This is a genomic window from Labrys sp. F242 (assembly GCF_057813875.1).
Map to the genome: position 1 here is coordinate 618,309 of NZ_JBVASG010000004.1, position 15,419 is coordinate 633,727.

Genomic DNA, 15,419 nt, shown 5'->3' on the forward strand with positions numbered 1-15,419 from the left:
TCAATCGCGCAGCAGCGGCAGCAATTGTTTGCCCTGCCGCTCGATCTCGGAGAGATAGGGCGTATCGGAAAGCACGAAGTGCGTGATGCCGAGCTCCCGGTATTTGCGCAGCGAACGGGCGACATCGGCAGCCGAGCCGACCAGCCAGGTTGTGCCGGCGCCGCCTCCGCCGAACTTGCCGGGGGCGGTATAGAGATTGTCGTCGAGCACGTCGCCGCGCGAGGAGAGATCGAGCAGCCTGCGCTGCCCCTCGGCGACGGCCTGGCGATGGTCATGCCAGCCGGCACCATTGGTCCTGGCCATCTCGGCGACCTTCGCCTCGGCATCGGCCCAGGCCTGCTCTGTCGTGTCGCGGACCAGCGTGGTGATCCGCAAGCCGAACTCCAAAGGCGGAAGGTCGCGGTCGAGTGCCGTGCTCAAGGCCCTGAGGCGTTCGATCCGCTCCCGTACGCCGCCAAACGGCTCTCCCCAGAAAAGCTGGACATCGGCCTCGGTTGCAGCCACGCGCTCCGCCGCCTCCGAGGCGCCGCCAAAATAGAGCCTGGGATGTCGACGCTGGCCATGCGGGGAAATGCGTGGCGCCGCAGTGGAAGCGGCAACCCGGAAATGCTCACCGTCAAAGGTGACGTTCTCTTCGGTCCAAAGCCTGCGCACGAGGCGCATGAATTCCCGGGTGCGGGCATAGCGATGCGCCTGCTCCCCCTCGGCATCGCCATAGGCCGCCAGCTTATCCAGGCCCGACACGACGTTCACGCGCACGCGGCCGCCGCTCAGCTGATCAAGCGTGGCCGCGGCGGAGGCGAACTGGGCCGGCTGCCAATAGCCGGGCCGGATGGCGATCAACGGTTCGAAGGTCGAGGTTCGCACGGTAAGGGCAGTGGCGAGGGTGAAGGTATCGGGCCGGCCCCAGCCGGTGCCGATCAGCGCCCCCTTCCAGCCATGGTGCTCCAGGGCCCTGGCCTGACGAGTCAGCGTTTCCAGGCTGTTGTGATCCTCGACGGCTGAATCACCGCGATGGCCGGCCCTGATGTCATTGGGGATGTACCATAGATATTCGCCAGCCCCACTCATGGGTTCGGCCTGCCATTGCCCGTGGCTGCGGAGCCGTCATGATTGCCGGCGTGGCATGCGATCCTGTTCGACATGGTTCGTCTTTCCGTGATCATTCCCGATGTCCCGAAGCGCCCGCGCCCCTAGCATGTGACTTTGAGGTAAGCCGAGGTCAGCGCACCTGCCCCCAGCGGCGGATGGTGATCCTTTCCAGCGTCGCGAACACCACATTCTCCATGACCAGACCGATCAGGATCACGAGGGCGAGGCCGGCAAAGACACGGTCGGTGTAGAGCTCGTTGCGGTTTTGAAAGATGAACCAGCCGAGCCCGCCCTTGCCGGACGAGGCGCCAAACACCAGTTCCGCCGCGATCAGCGTCCGCCACGCAAAGGCCCACCCAATCTTCAGCCCCGAGAGGATCGCCGGCAGGGCAGCGGGCACCAGGATCTGAAAAACATAACGTACGTCCCGCAGGCCGTAATTGCGGCCCGTCATGCGCAGGGTCTCTGGCACGGCCTGGAAACCGGCGAAGATGTTGAGGGAAAGCGGCCACAACACTGAATGGATAAGCACGAAGATCAGGCTTCCGGCACCGAGCCCGAACCACAGCAGCGCCAGAGGAAGCAGGGCGATGGCGGGTAGCGGGTTGAACATGGCCGTCAGCGTCGACAAAAGGTCCCGGCCCAATTGGGTGGCGACGGCGAGCGTGGTCAGCGCGAAGGCGAGCACGATACCGGCGAGATACCCCTGGACGAGGACGAGGAGCGACAGCCGCACCCGCTCGGGCAGTTCGCCGCTGGCCATATCGGCAGCGAAGGCCCGTGCGGTCGCCGTGAAGGTCGGCAACAGCAGATCATTGTCCTGATAGCGAGCCAAAATCTCCCACAAGAGCGCGAGGACGATGAGTATCAGGCCCTTGCGCAGCCAACCCTGCTGCCACAGGCGGGTCGCCAGCGGCAGCCGGCGTTCGAGCGCCACTTCGATGAAGGGCGCCAGGTCGTGCTCGAATTCCGGGCGGACCGGTGGAACGAGCGGCCCATTCACGGCCGTACTCATGCCTGCCCTCTCCAACCGACCCTCGCCTCGACTGCCCCCTGCACTTCTGCGCTCTCCTCCTCGAACAGCAGGCGATGGATACGCTGGCTCGCAGCCTGGAAGGCCGTTCCGCCGACGCTCGTCAGGTCCCATTCGTGGCTGTTGATCTCTGCGCGCACCCGGCCCGGGCGCGGCGAGAGCAGCGCCACGCGGTTGCCGACGACAAGCGCTTCCTCGATGGAATGGGTGACGAACAACAGGGTGAAACGGACCTCATCCCACAATTGCAGCAGTTCCTCCTGCATCTTGCGCCGCGTCAGGGCATCAAGCGCCGCGAAAGGCTCGTCCATCAAGAGGATCTCCGGCTGCATGGCGAGCGCCCTGGCGATCGCCACCCGCTGCTTCATGCCGCCCGAGAGCTGGTGCGGGAAGACGTTTGCAAAGGCAGCGAGGCCCACCTTGTCAAGGTAATGCAGGGCCCGCTCCCGCGCCCGCTGACGCGGCAGGCTTCCCGAAGCAACGAGCGGGAAGACCACGTTCTGCAACACCGTCTTCCACGGCGGCAGTTGATCAAACTCCTGGAAGACGACGATACGGTCGGGACCCGGCGCGCGTATCGGCCGCCCCCTGAGCACGAATTCGCCTTCGACCGGCCTGATGAACCCCGCCGCCGCCTTCAACAGCGTGGACTTGCCGCAACCCGACGGCCCGAGCAGGACGAAACGATCACCCTCATAGACATCGAGATCCACCCTATGCGTGGCCCGGACGACCTGATGGCGGGTCACATATTCCAGGGTCACCGAGCGTGCCTGCAGCAGCGGCCCTGGCAAGCCGCTCTCGGCAACGGGCTGCAGCGCACGCGGAACGTCGCGCGGCCTGCGAAAAGCAGGCTTGGAAAAACCGTGCAGGAGGCTGTCCGTCATGCGGTCTACCGATCACCCATCTCAAAGTCTTCCTTGGAACGAAGCATTCAGCTGCCGCCGGAAATGCGAGGCTCATCGAAGAAATAGTCCGAAAGACTCTTCGGCTCGTTCTTGATGGCGCCGACGCGGTGCAGGAACTGGCCGAGCCCCAGCGTGTTGTCGGGGGCGATCTTGAAGCTCACTTCCGGGTTCTTGATGATCTGCAGGAGCAGCTTCCGGTCGGTCTTGGCGCCCGTCACCTCCAGATAGATATCGGCCGCCGCCTCGGGATTGTCGCGGATGAACTTGGCGGCTTCATCGAGACCGTCGAGGAAGGCCCTGTAGGTCTTGGGGCTGTCCTTGACGAATTTCTCCGTGGCGTAGAGCACCGTCGAGGAGGCCGGCCCACCCTGCACGTCATAGGATTTGAGAACGATGTGGGCCTTCGGATTTTCGGCGAGTTCCTGTTCCTGGAACGGGGGATTGCCGAAATGGGCCGTGATTTCGGTGCCGCCCTTGATCACCGCCGCGGCGGCTTCCGGATGCGGCAGCGCGACCGAGATCTGGTCCAGCCTGGCATAATCCGCATCGCCCCATTGCTTGGCCGAGGCCCATTGCAGGATGCGCGATTGCACCGAAACGCCGACGGCCGGCAGCGCGATGCGATCTTTGTCGGTGAAGTCGGCGATCGTCTTCACATTGGCGTTGTTGGTGACGAGGTAGTAGGGGAAATTGCCGAGCGAGGCGACGCCCTTGACGTTCTGCCTGCCGTGGGTGCGGTCCCACAGCGTGAACAGCGGTCCGACGCCTGCCCCCGCAATGTCGATGCTGCCCGATAGCAGCGCATCGTTCACCGCCGCCCCGCCCGAGAGCTTGACGAATTCGACATTGATGTCGATGCCTGCGGCCTTGCCGTGCTTTTCGAACAGCTTCTGCGCCTGTGCGACATTGAGCGTGAGATAGACGACGCCGAATTGCTGGGCGATGCGCAATTTGCCCTCTTCGGCCCGTGCCGCTGAGGCAATCAGCAACCCCGCGCCGGCCAGCACCCCAACCATCGCCCGCAAATGACGTTTCATGAAACACCCGCTCGTTGCTCAGAATCCTCTCAAATATAGAAAGTCTATTGAATTAGTCAATTTTATGCGAAACAGCGATTCGCGCCGCCGATAGGCTGCCCGGCTCGCTGTTTGTTTGCACGCAGCCCAGGATCGAGACCGGCCAATGCCCACTCGGCGAGCCGACCCCGCGGGATAGCCCGGCTCTCGAGGGAGAGGCTCGGACGCTATTCGGGGGCAACACGCACGGCGAGCTTGCCGAAATTGCGACCTTCGAGCAGCCCGATAAAGGCTTCGGGCGCCTTGTCCAACCCGTCCACGATATCCTCCTTGTAGCGAAGGCGCCCCGAGGCGATCCATTCCGCCGCCTCCCGATAGAAGGCCGGGCGCTGGTCGGCGAATTCGCGCTGGATGAAGCCGCGAATGAGAAGGCTCTTGCTCAGGACATCCCGCATCACCGGCGGCAGGCGGTCGGGGCCGGGATGGGCATCGGGGCCTGCATTGTATTGCGCAATCAAGCCGCAGACAGGGATACGGGCAAAATCGTTGAGCAGCGGAAACACTGCATCCCATACCCGGCCGCCGACATTCTCGAAATAGATGTCGATCCCCTCGGGGCAGGCAGCAGCGAGCTGCGCGGCGAAATCGGGAGCATGGTGATCGACCACGGCATCGAAGCCGAGTTCATCCCGCACGAAGGCACATTTGTCCGCGCCACCGGCGATACCGACGGCGCGGGCGCCCTTGATCCGGGCAATCTGACCAACAACCGAGCCGACGGCGCCGGATGCGGCGGCAACGACGACGGTCTCGCCTGGCTTGGGCTGGCCAATCGTCAACAAGCCCGCATAGGCCGTGAAGCCGGGCATGCCGAGCACCCCGAGCGCCGTGCTCACCGGTGCCGCCTGCGGGTCGAGCTTGCGCAACCCCGCGCCATCGGAAAGCGCGAAGCTCTGCCAGCCGGAATGGGAGAGCACGATGTCGCCCTCCCTGTAATCGGGATGGCGCGAGCGTATCACGCGGGCGACGGTGCCCCCTTCCATGACATCGCCGATCGCCACGGGCTTGGCATAGGATTTGGCCGCGCTCATGCGGCCGCGCATATAGGGATCGAGCGAGAGATAGAGGACCTGGAGAAGGAGCTGCCCCTCCGAAGGCTCGCTGACCGGCACATCCTCGACCCTGAAATTGTCAGGCGAAGGCGCACCGACGGGCCGGGAAGCGAGCACTATTCGCCGATTTACAAGGGTTGACGTCGTCATGATCGAGCCGGCCTCCTTTTAACCTGTTCAAAACGCTCGTTCCGGCCACGGAATGCCCCGCACCGGGAATAGGACGCCAATTCCATTTAAGGGCGCTTATTGAAATGTCATCGCCGGCCCGCTTATATTTTCGCGCAGTTGCGTTTCTTCGTCATGACCGCTGGCTATGGCAACGGCGGATTCCCTGTCACCGGCCAACGGATCGCAAACGTCGTTACCGGTCTCTATGGCCAGCTCCATTTCCCGTTGCGGCCGGTTTAGGGCCTGTTGCATCCGGTGCCACTGGCGGCGGCTCAGCCCAGCTTTTCATGGATAGGCGGGCCGACGATCTCGACCTTGAAGCGTTTGCCGACGGCCTGCGCCTTGGCCAAATCAACAATTTCGGGACCCAACTCGTTGAAAGCCGCGATGGCACGGTCATAGCCGCCGGGCGTCATGATGTTCATCACCTTGACTGGCGGCTGGTCCGGCTTGAGATTGTCGAAGGTGTGGGCGACGCCGGGCGGAAAGGTCACGAAGTCGCCGGGGCCGGCCTCGAAGATCTCCTCATCGCCCTGGACCGTGAGGATGCCTTCAAGCACATAGAAGGTGTCCTCCTGGTCCTCGTGCCGATGCAAAGGCGGCCCGCTGCGATAGGACACCTCCCCTACCATCAGGTCGAAGCGTCCATCGCTCAAATCGCCCGACGACTTGACCCGCCAGGGCGCGACCACAGCGCCGTCGCCATGGCGGACCACTCTTGTTCTGGCCATCTCCATCTCCTCTCGTGATAGTAGCTGCGCACTTATGCGGAACCGCGGATCAGGCCGCCGCGCGAACCTTGTTGATGAGGACGCCAAGCCCCTCGATCTCGCAGACGACCTCGTCGCCCGGCTTGAGGAAACGGCCATCGGCAAGGCCACCACCGGCGCATGTCCCCGTCAGAATCACGTCGCCCGGCAGCAGCGTCATCCCACGGGAGACCTCGGCGATGAGCTGCGGCACCTTCCAGACCATCTCCGCGGTGGATGCCTTCTGGCGGATCTCGCCATTGACCCGGCAGGTCATCGCCAGCGGATAGGGTTCTGCAAGTTCGTCGGCCAGCGTCAGCACCGGCCCGAGCGGGCAGGCATTGTCGAGGCCCTTGGCCTGCGTCCAGTTCTTGCCGTAGCTCTGATTGAGGGCCGGGAAATCCTCGTTCATCTGGAGGTCGCGATAGCTCACATCATTGGCGACCGTATATCCCGCGACATGGTCCAGCGCGCGCCCCGCCGGGATGTCCCGACCGGCGCGTCCGATGACGATGGCGACCTCCACCTCGTGATCGAGCTTCGCCGATACCGGATGTGCGAAGATCGGATCGCCGGGATTGGCGACCGATGACGGGGTCTTGACGAAGAAGAACGGCTTTTCGGGCATCTTCACCCGCGCTTCCGCATCATGGCCGGGATAATTCACGACATGGGCGAGGATCTTCGACCCCGTCTCGATGGGCGCCAGGAGCCTGGCCTGGGCCAGGGGAACCGAGCCGGCATCGCCGGCGGACAGAATCCGGCCGATCAGCGCTGCACGCGTCGGCTCATCGGCCAGCAGGAACAAGCGAATGTCGCGGAACATCGGGGCCAGCCATGCCAGTCCGGCAGCCTGGGCGGCCCTTGGCAGACTGTGCAGCCGATCTCCCTTGACCAAGCCAAGTTCGGGCCCATCCGCCCCCAGAAAACGGGCAATCTTCATATCCACTCCTTCACAACAGCTCATGCAGATCAGTTCTTGGCAGCAGGGCTCAGCCGTGGTGGGCGAGCCGTCGCCTCGGTGGATATCTAGCCCTCGCCTTTATGGACACGGAAGGCTGCCCCGCGCGGACACAGCGTTCGCCCCGACGAGACAGTCTGTCCTGCTTCACGGGGCTATTGAGGGCTGGGGCAGCCGCCTAGGCTGGCGCCACTATCGATAGGGGAGACAGCGGCATGGAAACGATCCGAGACGGGCTGGAAATGGTCCTCGGGCGTATCGACGGTGGCGACAGTGGCCGGCATGTCTTCACCCGCCTCTATCATCAGGCGGCCCGAGCCGCGGCCGATGCGGCCGACGCCCGCCACCGCACCGGGCTAACGCTGGGACCCCTCGACGGCACGCTGGTCTCCATCAAGGATCTCTTCGATATCGCCGGCGAGGTCACGCTGGCCGGGTCGCAGGTCCTGGCCGGTGGGCAGCCGGCCCGGGCCGACGCCCTTGTCGTGAGGCGCTTGCGGCGGGCAGGCGCCGTCATTCTCGGCAAGACCAACATGGTCGAGTTCGGCTTCAGCAGCCTCGGCCTCAACCCCCATTACGGCACACCGGCAAATGCGGTGGCGGCGGAGCGCATTCCGGGCGGGTCATCCTCGGGGGCGGGCGTCTCGGTCGGCGAAGGCACCAGCGAGATCGCGATCGGCAGCGACACGGCCGGCTCCATCCGGGTGCCGGCTGCCTTCAACGCTATCGTCGGCTTCAAGCCGACGGCCGGGCGTCACCCCAGGGACGGCGTCCTGCCTTTCTCGCCCTCGCTCGACTCGATCGGGCCCCTCGCCCGCTCGGTGCAGGCCTGTGCGGATGCCGATGCGATCATGGCGGGCGAAGAACCCCGGGGCCTTGCGCGTCAGCAGATTGCCGGCCTGCGTCTAGGCATACCGGCGGGCCGGCTGCTCGACGGCCTCGATGGCGAGGTGGCCGATGCCTTCGAGCGGGCCAGGCGCCATCTGTCCGATCGGGGCGCCGTCGTGACCGATATCACCATCGACGATCTCCTGACGGCACTGGCACAAGCCATCCCATCGGCATCGATCCCGGCGATCGAGTCAGCTGCCATTCACTGGCAGGCGCTGCAGGACGGCGAAACCCACATCGATCCCCGGGTCGCCAGACGCATGCGGCCGGGCAGCGAGGTCGCGGCGTCCGCCTATATCCGGGCCCTGCGCGAGCGTATCAGGCTCTGCGCAGCCATGGATGAGCGGCTGCGGCCTCATGATGCCCTCATGCTGCCGACGGTCGCCATCACACCGCCGCTGTTGGGGCCGCTGATCGGCGATGACGCACTCTATCTCGCCACCAATGCGCAGGTCCTGCGCAACACCGTCATGGCCAATCTGTTCGATCTGACCGCCATTTCCCTGCCCTTGCCGTGGTCGAGCCTGCCGACGGGCCTCATGCTCGTCGGCAGGCATGGCAGCGACCGGCAATTGCTGGAGATTGCCGCTGGCGTCGAGGCGATCCTGCCAAAATCACCATCTATCGAGCCAGGGCACTGAGAGCCGTCCGTTCAACGTCGTGGTACCGACTTCAGATCGCAAGCACCTGCTCGTCATGGACGGCACGGCAATCCATCTCATATTCGAGGCCCTCGACCGGGGGGCGGCAAAAGTGCCAGTCGATCCCCGCATGTCCTGCCCCTCGCCGCAGAATCTCGGTTTCGAGGAAGGGATGGATGTCGCCGAGTGTATAGACATGGGTGGCCGTGGTATCGCCCCATGCCATGTCGAAGCTCGCAAGCCGTCGTTCCATCTCGCCGAGCACGAAGGCCGCCTTCTCGCGCATCGCATCTGGCGAGGTGTCGCCAAGACGAATGATGCGCCCGGCATAGGGTCCGTCGCCGGCCCTGGCTTCCCCACTGCCCGATATCACGAAACTCGGCGCCGGACTGGTCGTTGGAATCGTATTTTGGGGAACCGTATAGGAGAAGGCGTGGAAGACCGTCTGCCGCGGCGCTTCGACTTTCGGGCAGACATTGGAACGTGCAACCGGATTGGTCTCCCCGTCGAACAGGCCCCAGGCGCGCAGCGTCTCGACATAATGCTGGTTGAAGGCCCGGAAACCGGCATCGCTGAACTGGCCGGGCGAGCGCAATTCGCAGGCACAGAAGGCCGTCAGCGGACGGCCCGCTTCCCGCAATGTCCGCCCGATCAGCCCGAACCCTTCCTCCAGTGAAACCGGTCTGGCAAGGCGATGGCGCCGGATGGCGTACCCCTCAAGAGCCGCAACGCCGCTGGAATACTGGAAAACGGCCGGTATGAAACGATAGCCTCCCGTTTCGAAGATCTTGGTGGCGGACATCCTGTTCTCCCTTGCAATCACATGTATCTGCTGCCTTGGGTATCGGCATCGGATCGGGGACAGAAGCCTCGCCGCCGGAATGGCCTGTCCAGAAATTTGGACAATCTCGACCGCCGATCCGTTGTATCGAGATGATCAGTCCAACCGGGGATTTCGCCATGCAGGACCACCTTGCCGCCGAAGCCGAAATCGTCTGCCGCAAGGCCCGCCAGGAGGATTTCGGCCCTGCAAGCGAGCTCCTGAACCGCTATCATGTCGATCGGCTCAGTACCGAGGAGCGCCAGGACGGCTTCATCTCCGCCCTGTTCACGCCGGCCCAGTTGCAGGACATGGCCGAGGAAATCGGCGTGTTCGTCGCCGCTTCCGAGGGGCGGATCCTTGCCTGCCTGTGTTGCTACGACAGTGCCTCGCCGGCCCTGCCGCCGCCCTATCGCACCATGAGCGGCCATTTCGACAAGTGGCTCTTTCGCGGCACAGCGCTGTCGGCATGGCGCTGCTTTGCCTATGGGCCTGTCTGCATCGATGTATCGGCCCGCGGCAAGGGGCTCCTGCGCCGGCTTTTCGCCGCCATGCTGCCGGAAGTCCGGCAGCGCTACCAGGCCGGCACGGCGTTCGTCGCCAAGGCCAATCCCCGTTCCCTTTCGGCCCATATCGACCAGCTCGGCATGACCCCTGTCGGCGAGTTCAGCCATGCAGGCCAGGATTTCGTCGCCCTCGCCTTCGCTATCGACTGAAGGGACGGCGACGTGGGATCATTGACCCGCTCCGCCCTCGCGTTCAGCCGGGAAGCGATAGGGGCCGAGCAGCGACAACAGGGCGATGGCGAGCGAGAGAGCGGCGGCAAAGCCGATCAGGGCCGGATCGTAGGACTGCCTGAGATCGCAGGACAGGCTCATGATATGAGGCCCCAGGCCCGAGCCGACGGTGAAGAGCGCGAACAGGACGGCATAGATCGCCGCCATGGCGCGAAGACCGAAATAGCGGCTGACCAGGAAGCCCATCAGGTCGATTTCGGCGCCGATGCCGAGGCCGCAGAGGGCGGCCGCGACATAGGGCAGAAAGCCGCTATTGCCTCCTGCGAGCAGCACCCCGATACCCAGCACCGGCAGGGCAAAGAAGATCATGCCGACATGGGGGCCGAAGAAGCGGTCGAGACAATAGCCGACGATCAACCGGCCCAGGATCATCGCCCCCCCAGCGACACTCATCGCAGTCGCCGCCGCGGCAGGCGCAAAGCCACGTTCGCGCAGGAGCAGGACCAACTGGGCGAGGACGCCGTTGATCGAGGTCACCGCAAGCAGGAGAGCAGCAGCAAGCAACCAGAACTGAGGCGAGCGCTTCATCACCTGTGCCAGGGTGAGGCCGCCCGGCCGGGCCTCCGTCACGGCGCGGCGATCGAGCGCCCTGGCTTCATGCAGAACTCTGGCTTCATGCAGGAACAGACAGACCGGCAGCAGGGCCAGGACGACGATCAGGAGGCCGAGGCCGAGATAGGCCGCCCGCCAGCCATAGGCTTCGATGAGCAGGCTGGCATACAGCGGCACCAGGGCCACGCCCAGCCCTGCCCCCGCCATCGCGATTCCCATGGCAAGGCCGCGTTCCCGGTCGAATCTGGCCGCGATCGCCTTGACATAGCCCGTCGGATTCTGGCTGGCGCTGAAGATCCCCTGCAGGATGAAGAGCCCGTAGAGCATCGCCAAAGAAGATTGCATCAGGCTCAGGGCAGCCGTCGAGGCTGCGAACAGGGCGATGAGCGGAATCATCACGGGGCGTATGCCGTAGCGATCCATCAGCCAGCCGATCACCGGCGTCGCGAGTGCGGCGGCCGAGGTCAGTACCAGCAGGGCCGAGGACAGCGTGCTGCGCTCGAAGCCGAGCGTCCTGGCCACGGGGTCGACGAAGACACCGAAGGTGAAGACGATGACCGGCCCCTGGGCCACGATGACCCCCAGGCCCGCGGCGAGAACCACCCACCATCGGTTGCCAAACCTCCCTGCCATGCGGGCCGGAGCGGATGCCGGTATGTCATTGCCTGAAACCGTCATTTCACGGCCGCCCCGGCTTGGTCCACGTCCCGGGCTTGATCCGGCCTGCTCAGGCTGAAACGTCCGCCGCCATGAGCGATCACGTAGAGAAAGCCGCCCAGCGTCGCTAGGTGGAACAGGAACAAATTGAGCTGGGCCAGGCGCTGCTCGAGCGGATAGTTCCAGAAATTGTGAAAGATCGAATTGAGCAGCAGGGTTTCCAGGAACAGCAGGACGGCACAGAGGCGCGTCGCTATTCCGAGGGCAAAGGCCATGCCGACGATGATCTCGAAAGCCGCTGCCAGCGGCAGGAGTTGGGAGGATGCCGGCACGCCGAAGGCTTTCATATAGGCAAGGAAGAAGTCGAACTCGACGATCTTGCGGACACCCGACACCACGAAGATGACGGTGAGCAGAATGCGCCCGCCAAGCATCAGATAGGCCTCGGCTCCAGCCGGTACGCTTAGGTCACTCGCGCTCCAGGCCTTTGGCCGCGCTTCGGAAATCGGCATCGTGTTTTCCTCCCCTCGAGCAAAGCGCGTCCTTGCGATTCTTGGAGATCCGCCAAATCGCAAAACGCTATGTGGGCACCCTGGTCCGCAGGGCGGAGCAGGTGCCTTCTTGCTCTCGACGATGAAGCGAGCACGGTCGTGGGACTAGCGCGGATCGGAGGAACGCACCGTCCAGGAAATCACTGCAATCGAAAGGCCGGGATGGGCGGAGACCAGTCGGCGGCGTCCCTGCCTCAGGCCAATTTTGCGGGGCCGGTTTTGGGCCGGCTCCCGGTTTCGGCGGGAATCCTGTCCTCGATGTCGAGCGAGAAATCGGCCATCTCGACGATCTGCCTGGCCGTGGCGCGCAACTGGCGCTCGATGAATTTGAGAAAGCTGCGCACCTTCAGCGGCAGATGCCGCCCGCTCGGATAGAGGGCATAGACATCGGCGCCGGGTGGCTGCCAATCGGGCAGAACCGACACCAGCGTTCCCTTGCGCAGGGCCGAGGCGCACATATAGCGCGGCAGCACGGCGATCCCCTGGCCCTCCAGCGCCATGTCACGCAGCATCGTCAGATTGTTCATGCGCACGACGACATGGGGGGAAACGCTGGCTTGCTCTTCACCCCGCAAAAAGGTCCAGTCGGCCGGCACATAGGGCGAATAGAAGTGCAGGCAGTCCTGCTCGGCAAGTTCGGCCGGAACGGTGGGCATGCCGCGCGCGGCCACATAGTCGGGGCTCGCATAAGCCCCGCGGGGAACTGTCAGGAATTTGCGGGCGATCAAGCGTGAATCGGCCAATGTGCCGATCCGGAAAGCCAGATCGAAGCGTTCCTCGATCAGGTCGATATGCCGGCTGGTCACCTCGACATCGATGTCGACCTGGCTGTTCTCGCGCCGGAATCGCGCAATGGCGGGGCCGATGATGTGCATGCCCAGCTCGATGGGCAGGCAAAGGCGCAGGATGCCGGTCGGCTGGCCCTGCTGGTCCTGGACCGCCGCTTCCGCCGCCTCGATTTCGGCGATGATGCGCACGCAGCGCTCATAATAGGACAGGCCGATATCCGTGGGACGAACCGTCCTTGTATTGCGATGTAGAAGCCGGGCGCCGAGACGCGCCTCCAGTTCCGCCACGCGATGGCTGACGGTCGACTTGGACATGCGCAAACGCCTGGAGGCGGCGGCAAAGCCGGCAGTCTCGACCACGGCGGCGAATATCGCCATGTCTTCATAGATCATCGTCACGCCCCGCATCCTGAGAGCCAGAGGCGTTCGGGCCGGAACGCAACCGCTCTCACTCCCCGTTTCCAAGCCAATCCGTCGGACTGGCTAGAGCATCTTCGCGATTCCCGGCGGTTTCACCAGATCGCAAAATGCCCTGCTCCATCGTCCAAATATTCGGACACGCCGTTGCGAACTATCCCTCTGTGGCGCGCAGCCCGCCAGCCCTAGGTTCCGGCCAGCAAGCCAACATGGGCAAAGAGTGCCTCGGCAAGGAGCAAGATTTCAATGGGCGACACAGGTCAGATCATCGATGTCCATCAACATCCGCTGCCGCGCTGGTATCTGAGGAGGCTGGCCGATGCCGGTCTCGCCAAGCTCGGCGGACGCTCGCCCGACGAGCCGAGCCTGCAATGGAGCCCGGAAAGCGCGCTCGGCCAGATGGACGAGCTCGGCATTGCCGCTGCGCTGCTGTCTTTTTCCGATCCCGGTGCCTCGATCGGCGATCCCGGGTTCCGGCGCGAACTCGCCCGCGAGTGCAACGAATATCTGGCCGATATCGCCGGGCAGGCCCATGGCCGCTTCGGTGCCCTCGCCGTCCTGCCCTTGCCGGATGTCGAGGATGCCCTTGTCGAACTGAACCATGCTGCCGACCGGCTGAATCTTTCCGGGGTCGTCCTGCTCTCGAACTATGGCGGGGCCTATCTCGGCGATGCGCAATTCGATCCTCTCTTCGCGGAGCTGTCACGCCGGCGGCTGCCGGTCTTCCTCCATCCGGCAATGCCCGCCTATGACGCACCGCTCTCCTATTTCCCCTGGATCCTAGAGTTCGTGTTCAACACGACACGAGCCGCAATGCACCTTATCTATAGCGGCACGCTCGACCGGTACCCCGACATTCCGATCATCCTGGCCCATGGCGGGGGCACGCTGCCTTTCCTGTCCTTCCGCCTCGATATGGGCCAGCGCATTCCGGGCCTCGAGCTTGCCCACCCCGTCCGCCACTATCTCAGCCGCTTCTACTTCGACACCGCCTTTGCGACCGCGCCGGAGGCTCTGTCGGCCCTGCTGTCCCTGGTCGAGCCCTCGCAGCTCCTGTTCGGATCGGACCTGCCTTTCGGGACGGTGCCGGCGGCGGCGCTCTCGATCAGCCAGCTGGCACAGTCACCACGCCTGGACGACCGCATCCGGGAGGCGATCGACCATGGTTCCGCGCGTCGGCTGTTCCCAAGTCTGGCACAAGCCCGATCGAACCGGGTACACGCACTTTCCATCGCCAAGTGAGGACCGAACATGCCCGTGCCGCTCTATCGCGACTTCCTCGACCAGGCCCAGCTCGATCGGGACTATGATGTCGAGGCCTCGGTCCCCGATTTTTCGGCCTATCGCAGGCGCTTCGATGCCGCCAGCCTGGAGGCCCTCGCCAGCCTGCAGCCCCGCCGCCGCATCCCCTATGGCCCGACGCGGGCCGAATATTTCGATCTCTATTTGGCCAAGGCTCCCGATGCTCCGGTGCTGGTCTTCTTCCATGGCGGCTATTGGCGCATGCTCTCGAGCGAAGATTTCGCCTTCGCCGCCGCCGGCGCGGCTGCCAATGGCATAACCGTCGCCAATGTGAACTACGCGCTCTGCCCAGGCGTCTCCATCGGCGAGATCGTCCGCCAGGCGCGGGCGGCCGTCGCCTGGATCCATCGCAACGGTGCCACTCTCGGCCTGGATACCCGCCATCTGCATGTCGGCGGGCACTCGGCCGGCGCGCATCTAGCCGCCATGTGTCTGCTGGCTGAATGGCACGAAGACTATGACCTGCCCGCAGACATGCTTCAGGGCGGCATTCTGGTGGGCGGCCTCTACGACCTCAGCCCCCTGCCCTATACGTTCATACAGCCGCAGCTCCAGCTCGATTGGGGCATGGTGCGTCGCAACAGCCCCTTGCTTCTGGCGCGGCCCATGCCGCAGGCGAAGCTTCTGGTTGCCTATGGCGGTCGCGAGACCGGTGAGTTCCAGCGCCAGTCACGCGACTTCGCCACGGCCTGGACCCAGGCCGGTAATTCGCCGCCCTCATTGCTGGTGCAGAGTGAGGAGGATCACTTTTCCTCCGCACTGGCGCTGTCGGATCCCGCCTCCTCCCTCAGCAACGCCATCCGCGCCTTGATCCACGCAGCGCCCCGACGCGATGGATAGAACGGCGATCTCACCCCCCGGCTGGAGCCACTATGGCTTTGGTGGCTCCGTTGCCTGTCCGCAAAACCGGATGTTCCCGAGTCCCTCAGTCCTCAGGTATTTGACTCGCCCCGCACAACTT

At 64.3% G+C, this 15,419-nt stretch carries 15 protein-coding genes; 4 read left to right on the forward strand and 11 right to left on the reverse strand.

Features of this window, described 5'->3' with window-relative positions; all coding sequences use genetic code 11:
• The 7 genes from ACZYTC_RS26275 to ACZYTC_RS26305 all read right to left on the reverse strand — a co-directional run bounded on the left by ACZYTC_RS26275 (position 1) and on the right by ACZYTC_RS26305 (position 7,024).
• Positions 1 to 1,071: an LLM class flavin-dependent oxidoreductase gene (locus ACZYTC_RS26275; protein WP_441770650.1), complete on the reverse strand. Its 1,071-nt coding sequence runs from the start codon at positions 1,069 to 1,071 to the stop codon at positions 1 to 3.
• A 151-nt stretch (positions 1,072 to 1,222) separates the two neighbouring features.
• A complete protein-coding gene (locus tag ACZYTC_RS26280; protein WP_441770649.1) occupies positions 1,223 to 2,107 on the reverse strand; it encodes an ABC transporter permease in 885 nt (294 codons plus the stop codon).
• Positions 2,104 to 3,012: an ABC transporter ATP-binding protein gene (locus ACZYTC_RS26285; RefSeq protein ID WP_441770648.1), complete on the reverse strand. Its 909-nt coding sequence runs from the start codon at positions 3,010 to 3,012 to the stop codon at positions 2,104 to 2,106. The genes ACZYTC_RS26280 and ACZYTC_RS26285 overlap by 4 nt, the downstream gene beginning before the upstream one ends.
• Before the next feature lie 47 nt (positions 3,013 to 3,059).
• On the reverse strand, positions 3,060 to 4,049 hold the full coding sequence (locus tag ACZYTC_RS26290; protein WP_434961350.1) for an ABC transporter substrate-binding protein: 990 nt from the start codon (positions 4,047 to 4,049) through the stop codon (positions 3,060 to 3,062).
• Positions 4,050 to 4,276: 227 nt separating this feature from the next.
• Positions 4,277 to 5,311 (reverse strand): NADP-dependent oxidoreductase, encoded by a 1,035-nt coding sequence (locus tag ACZYTC_RS26295; protein WP_441770647.1) that lies wholly within the window; start codon positions 5,309 to 5,311, stop codon positions 4,277 to 4,279.
• A 293-nt stretch (positions 5,312 to 5,604) separates the two neighbouring features.
• On the reverse strand, positions 5,605 to 6,063 hold the full coding sequence (locus tag ACZYTC_RS26300) for a cupin domain-containing protein (RefSeq protein WP_441770646.1): 459 nt from the start codon (positions 6,061 to 6,063) through the stop codon (positions 5,605 to 5,607).
• 49 nt (positions 6,064 to 6,112) lie between these two features.
• Positions 6,113 to 7,024, reverse strand: coding sequence for a fumarylacetoacetate hydrolase family protein (locus ACZYTC_RS26305; protein WP_441770645.1), 912 nt, complete (start codon positions 7,022 to 7,024; stop codon positions 6,113 to 6,115).
• A gap of 233 nt (positions 7,025 to 7,257) precedes the next feature.
• On the opposite strand from ACZYTC_RS26305, the gene ACZYTC_RS26310 reads away from it, so the two are divergent.
• A complete protein-coding gene (locus tag ACZYTC_RS26310; RefSeq protein WP_441770644.1) occupies positions 7,258 to 8,574 on the forward strand; it encodes an amidase in 1,317 nt (438 codons plus the stop codon).
• Between the two features lie 31 nt (positions 8,575 to 8,605).
• On the opposite strand, the gene cnbZ is transcribed toward ACZYTC_RS26310, so the two are convergent.
• Complete coding sequence (gene cnbZ, locus ACZYTC_RS26315) at positions 8,606 to 9,376, reverse strand: 2-amino-5-chloromuconate deaminase CnbZ (RefSeq protein ID WP_441770643.1); 771 nt, start codon at positions 9,374 to 9,376, stop codon at positions 8,606 to 8,608.
• Positions 9,377 to 9,534: 158 nt separating this feature from the next.
• Here cnbZ and ACZYTC_RS26320 point away from each other — a divergent pair, with 158 nt between their 5' ends.
• Complete coding sequence (locus ACZYTC_RS26320) at positions 9,535 to 10,110, forward strand: GNAT family N-acetyltransferase (protein ID WP_441770642.1); 576 nt, start codon at positions 9,535 to 9,537, stop codon at positions 10,108 to 10,110.
• Between the two features lie 18 nt (positions 10,111 to 10,128).
• Here the strand turns inward: ACZYTC_RS26320 and ACZYTC_RS26325 are convergent, their stop codons facing one another.
• The 3 genes from ACZYTC_RS26325 to ACZYTC_RS26335 form a co-directional block, all read right to left on the reverse strand.
• Complete coding sequence (locus tag ACZYTC_RS26325; protein WP_441770641.1) at positions 10,129 to 11,346, reverse strand: MFS transporter; 1,218 nt, start codon at positions 11,344 to 11,346, stop codon at positions 10,129 to 10,131.
• A 71-nt stretch (positions 11,347 to 11,417) separates the two neighbouring features.
• Positions 11,418 to 11,912: a DoxX family protein gene (locus ACZYTC_RS26330; RefSeq protein ID WP_441770640.1), complete on the reverse strand. Its 495-nt coding sequence runs from the start codon at positions 11,910 to 11,912 to the stop codon at positions 11,418 to 11,420.
• A gap of 233 nt (positions 11,913 to 12,145) precedes the next feature.
• Positions 12,146 to 13,132 carry a LysR family transcriptional regulator gene (locus tag ACZYTC_RS26335; RefSeq protein WP_441770827.1) on the reverse strand — a complete coding sequence of 329 codons (987 nt, stop codon included), beginning with the start codon at positions 13,130 to 13,132 and terminating at the stop codon, positions 12,146 to 12,148.
• A 270-nt stretch (positions 13,133 to 13,402) separates the two neighbouring features.
• Here ACZYTC_RS26335 and ACZYTC_RS26340 point away from each other — a divergent pair, with 270 nt between their 5' ends.
• Both ACZYTC_RS26340 and ACZYTC_RS26345 read left to right on the forward strand, forming a co-directional pair.
• A complete protein-coding gene (locus tag ACZYTC_RS26340; RefSeq protein ID WP_441770639.1) occupies positions 13,403 to 14,398 on the forward strand; it encodes an amidohydrolase family protein in 996 nt (331 codons plus the stop codon).
• 9 nt (positions 14,399 to 14,407) lie between these two features.
• Positions 14,408 to 15,298: an alpha/beta hydrolase gene (locus ACZYTC_RS26345; protein WP_441770638.1), complete on the forward strand. Its 891-nt coding sequence runs from the start codon at positions 14,408 to 14,410 to the stop codon at positions 15,296 to 15,298.
• Positions 15,299 to 15,419 lie beyond the last annotated feature (121 nt).

Coding starts and splice junctions, on each gene's coding strand:
- ACZYTC_RS26275 (WP_441770650.1), bottom strand. CDS start 1,071: ATGAGTGGGGCTGGCGAATATCTATGGTACATCCCCAATGACATCAGG.
- ACZYTC_RS26310 (WP_441770644.1), top strand. CDS start 7,258: ATGGAAACGATCCGAGACGGGCTGGAAATGGTCCTCGGGCGTATCGAC.
- ACZYTC_RS26305 (WP_441770645.1), bottom strand. CDS start 7,024: ATGAAGATTGCCCGTTTTCTGGGGGCGGATGGGCCCGAACTTGGCTTG.
- ACZYTC_RS26330 (WP_441770640.1), bottom strand. CDS start 11,912: ATGCCGATTTCCGAAGCGCGGCCAAAGGCCTGGAGCGCGAGTGACCTA.
- cnbZ (WP_441770643.1), bottom strand. CDS start 9,376: ATGTCCGCCACCAAGATCTTCGAAACGGGAGGCTATCGTTTCATACCG.
- ACZYTC_RS26345 (WP_441770638.1), top strand. CDS start 14,408: ATGCCCGTGCCGCTCTATCGCGACTTCCTCGACCAGGCCCAGCTCGAT.
- ACZYTC_RS26320 (WP_441770642.1), top strand. CDS start 9,535: ATGCAGGACCACCTTGCCGCCGAAGCCGAAATCGTCTGCCGCAAGGCC.
- ACZYTC_RS26290 (WP_434961350.1), bottom strand. CDS start 4,049: ATGGTTGGGGTGCTGGCCGGCGCGGGGTTGCTGATTGCCTCAGCGGCA.
- ACZYTC_RS26285 (WP_441770648.1), bottom strand. CDS start 3,012: ATGACGGACAGCCTCCTGCACGGTTTTTCCAAGCCTGCTTTTCGCAGG.
- ACZYTC_RS26280 (WP_441770649.1), bottom strand. CDS start 2,107: ATGAGTACGGCCGTGAATGGGCCGCTCGTTCCACCGGTCCGCCCGGAA.
- ACZYTC_RS26335 (WP_441770827.1), bottom strand. CDS start 13,132: ATGATCTATGAAGACATGGCGATATTCGCCGCCGTGGTCGAGACTGCC.
- ACZYTC_RS26295 (WP_441770647.1), bottom strand. CDS start 5,311: ATGACGACGTCAACCCTTGTAAATCGGCGAATAGTGCTCGCTTCCCGG.
- ACZYTC_RS26340 (WP_441770639.1), top strand. CDS start 13,403: ATGGGCGACACAGGTCAGATCATCGATGTCCATCAACATCCGCTGCCG.
- ACZYTC_RS26300 (WP_441770646.1), bottom strand. CDS start 6,063: ATGGCCAGAACAAGAGTGGTCCGCCATGGCGACGGCGCTGTGGTCGCG.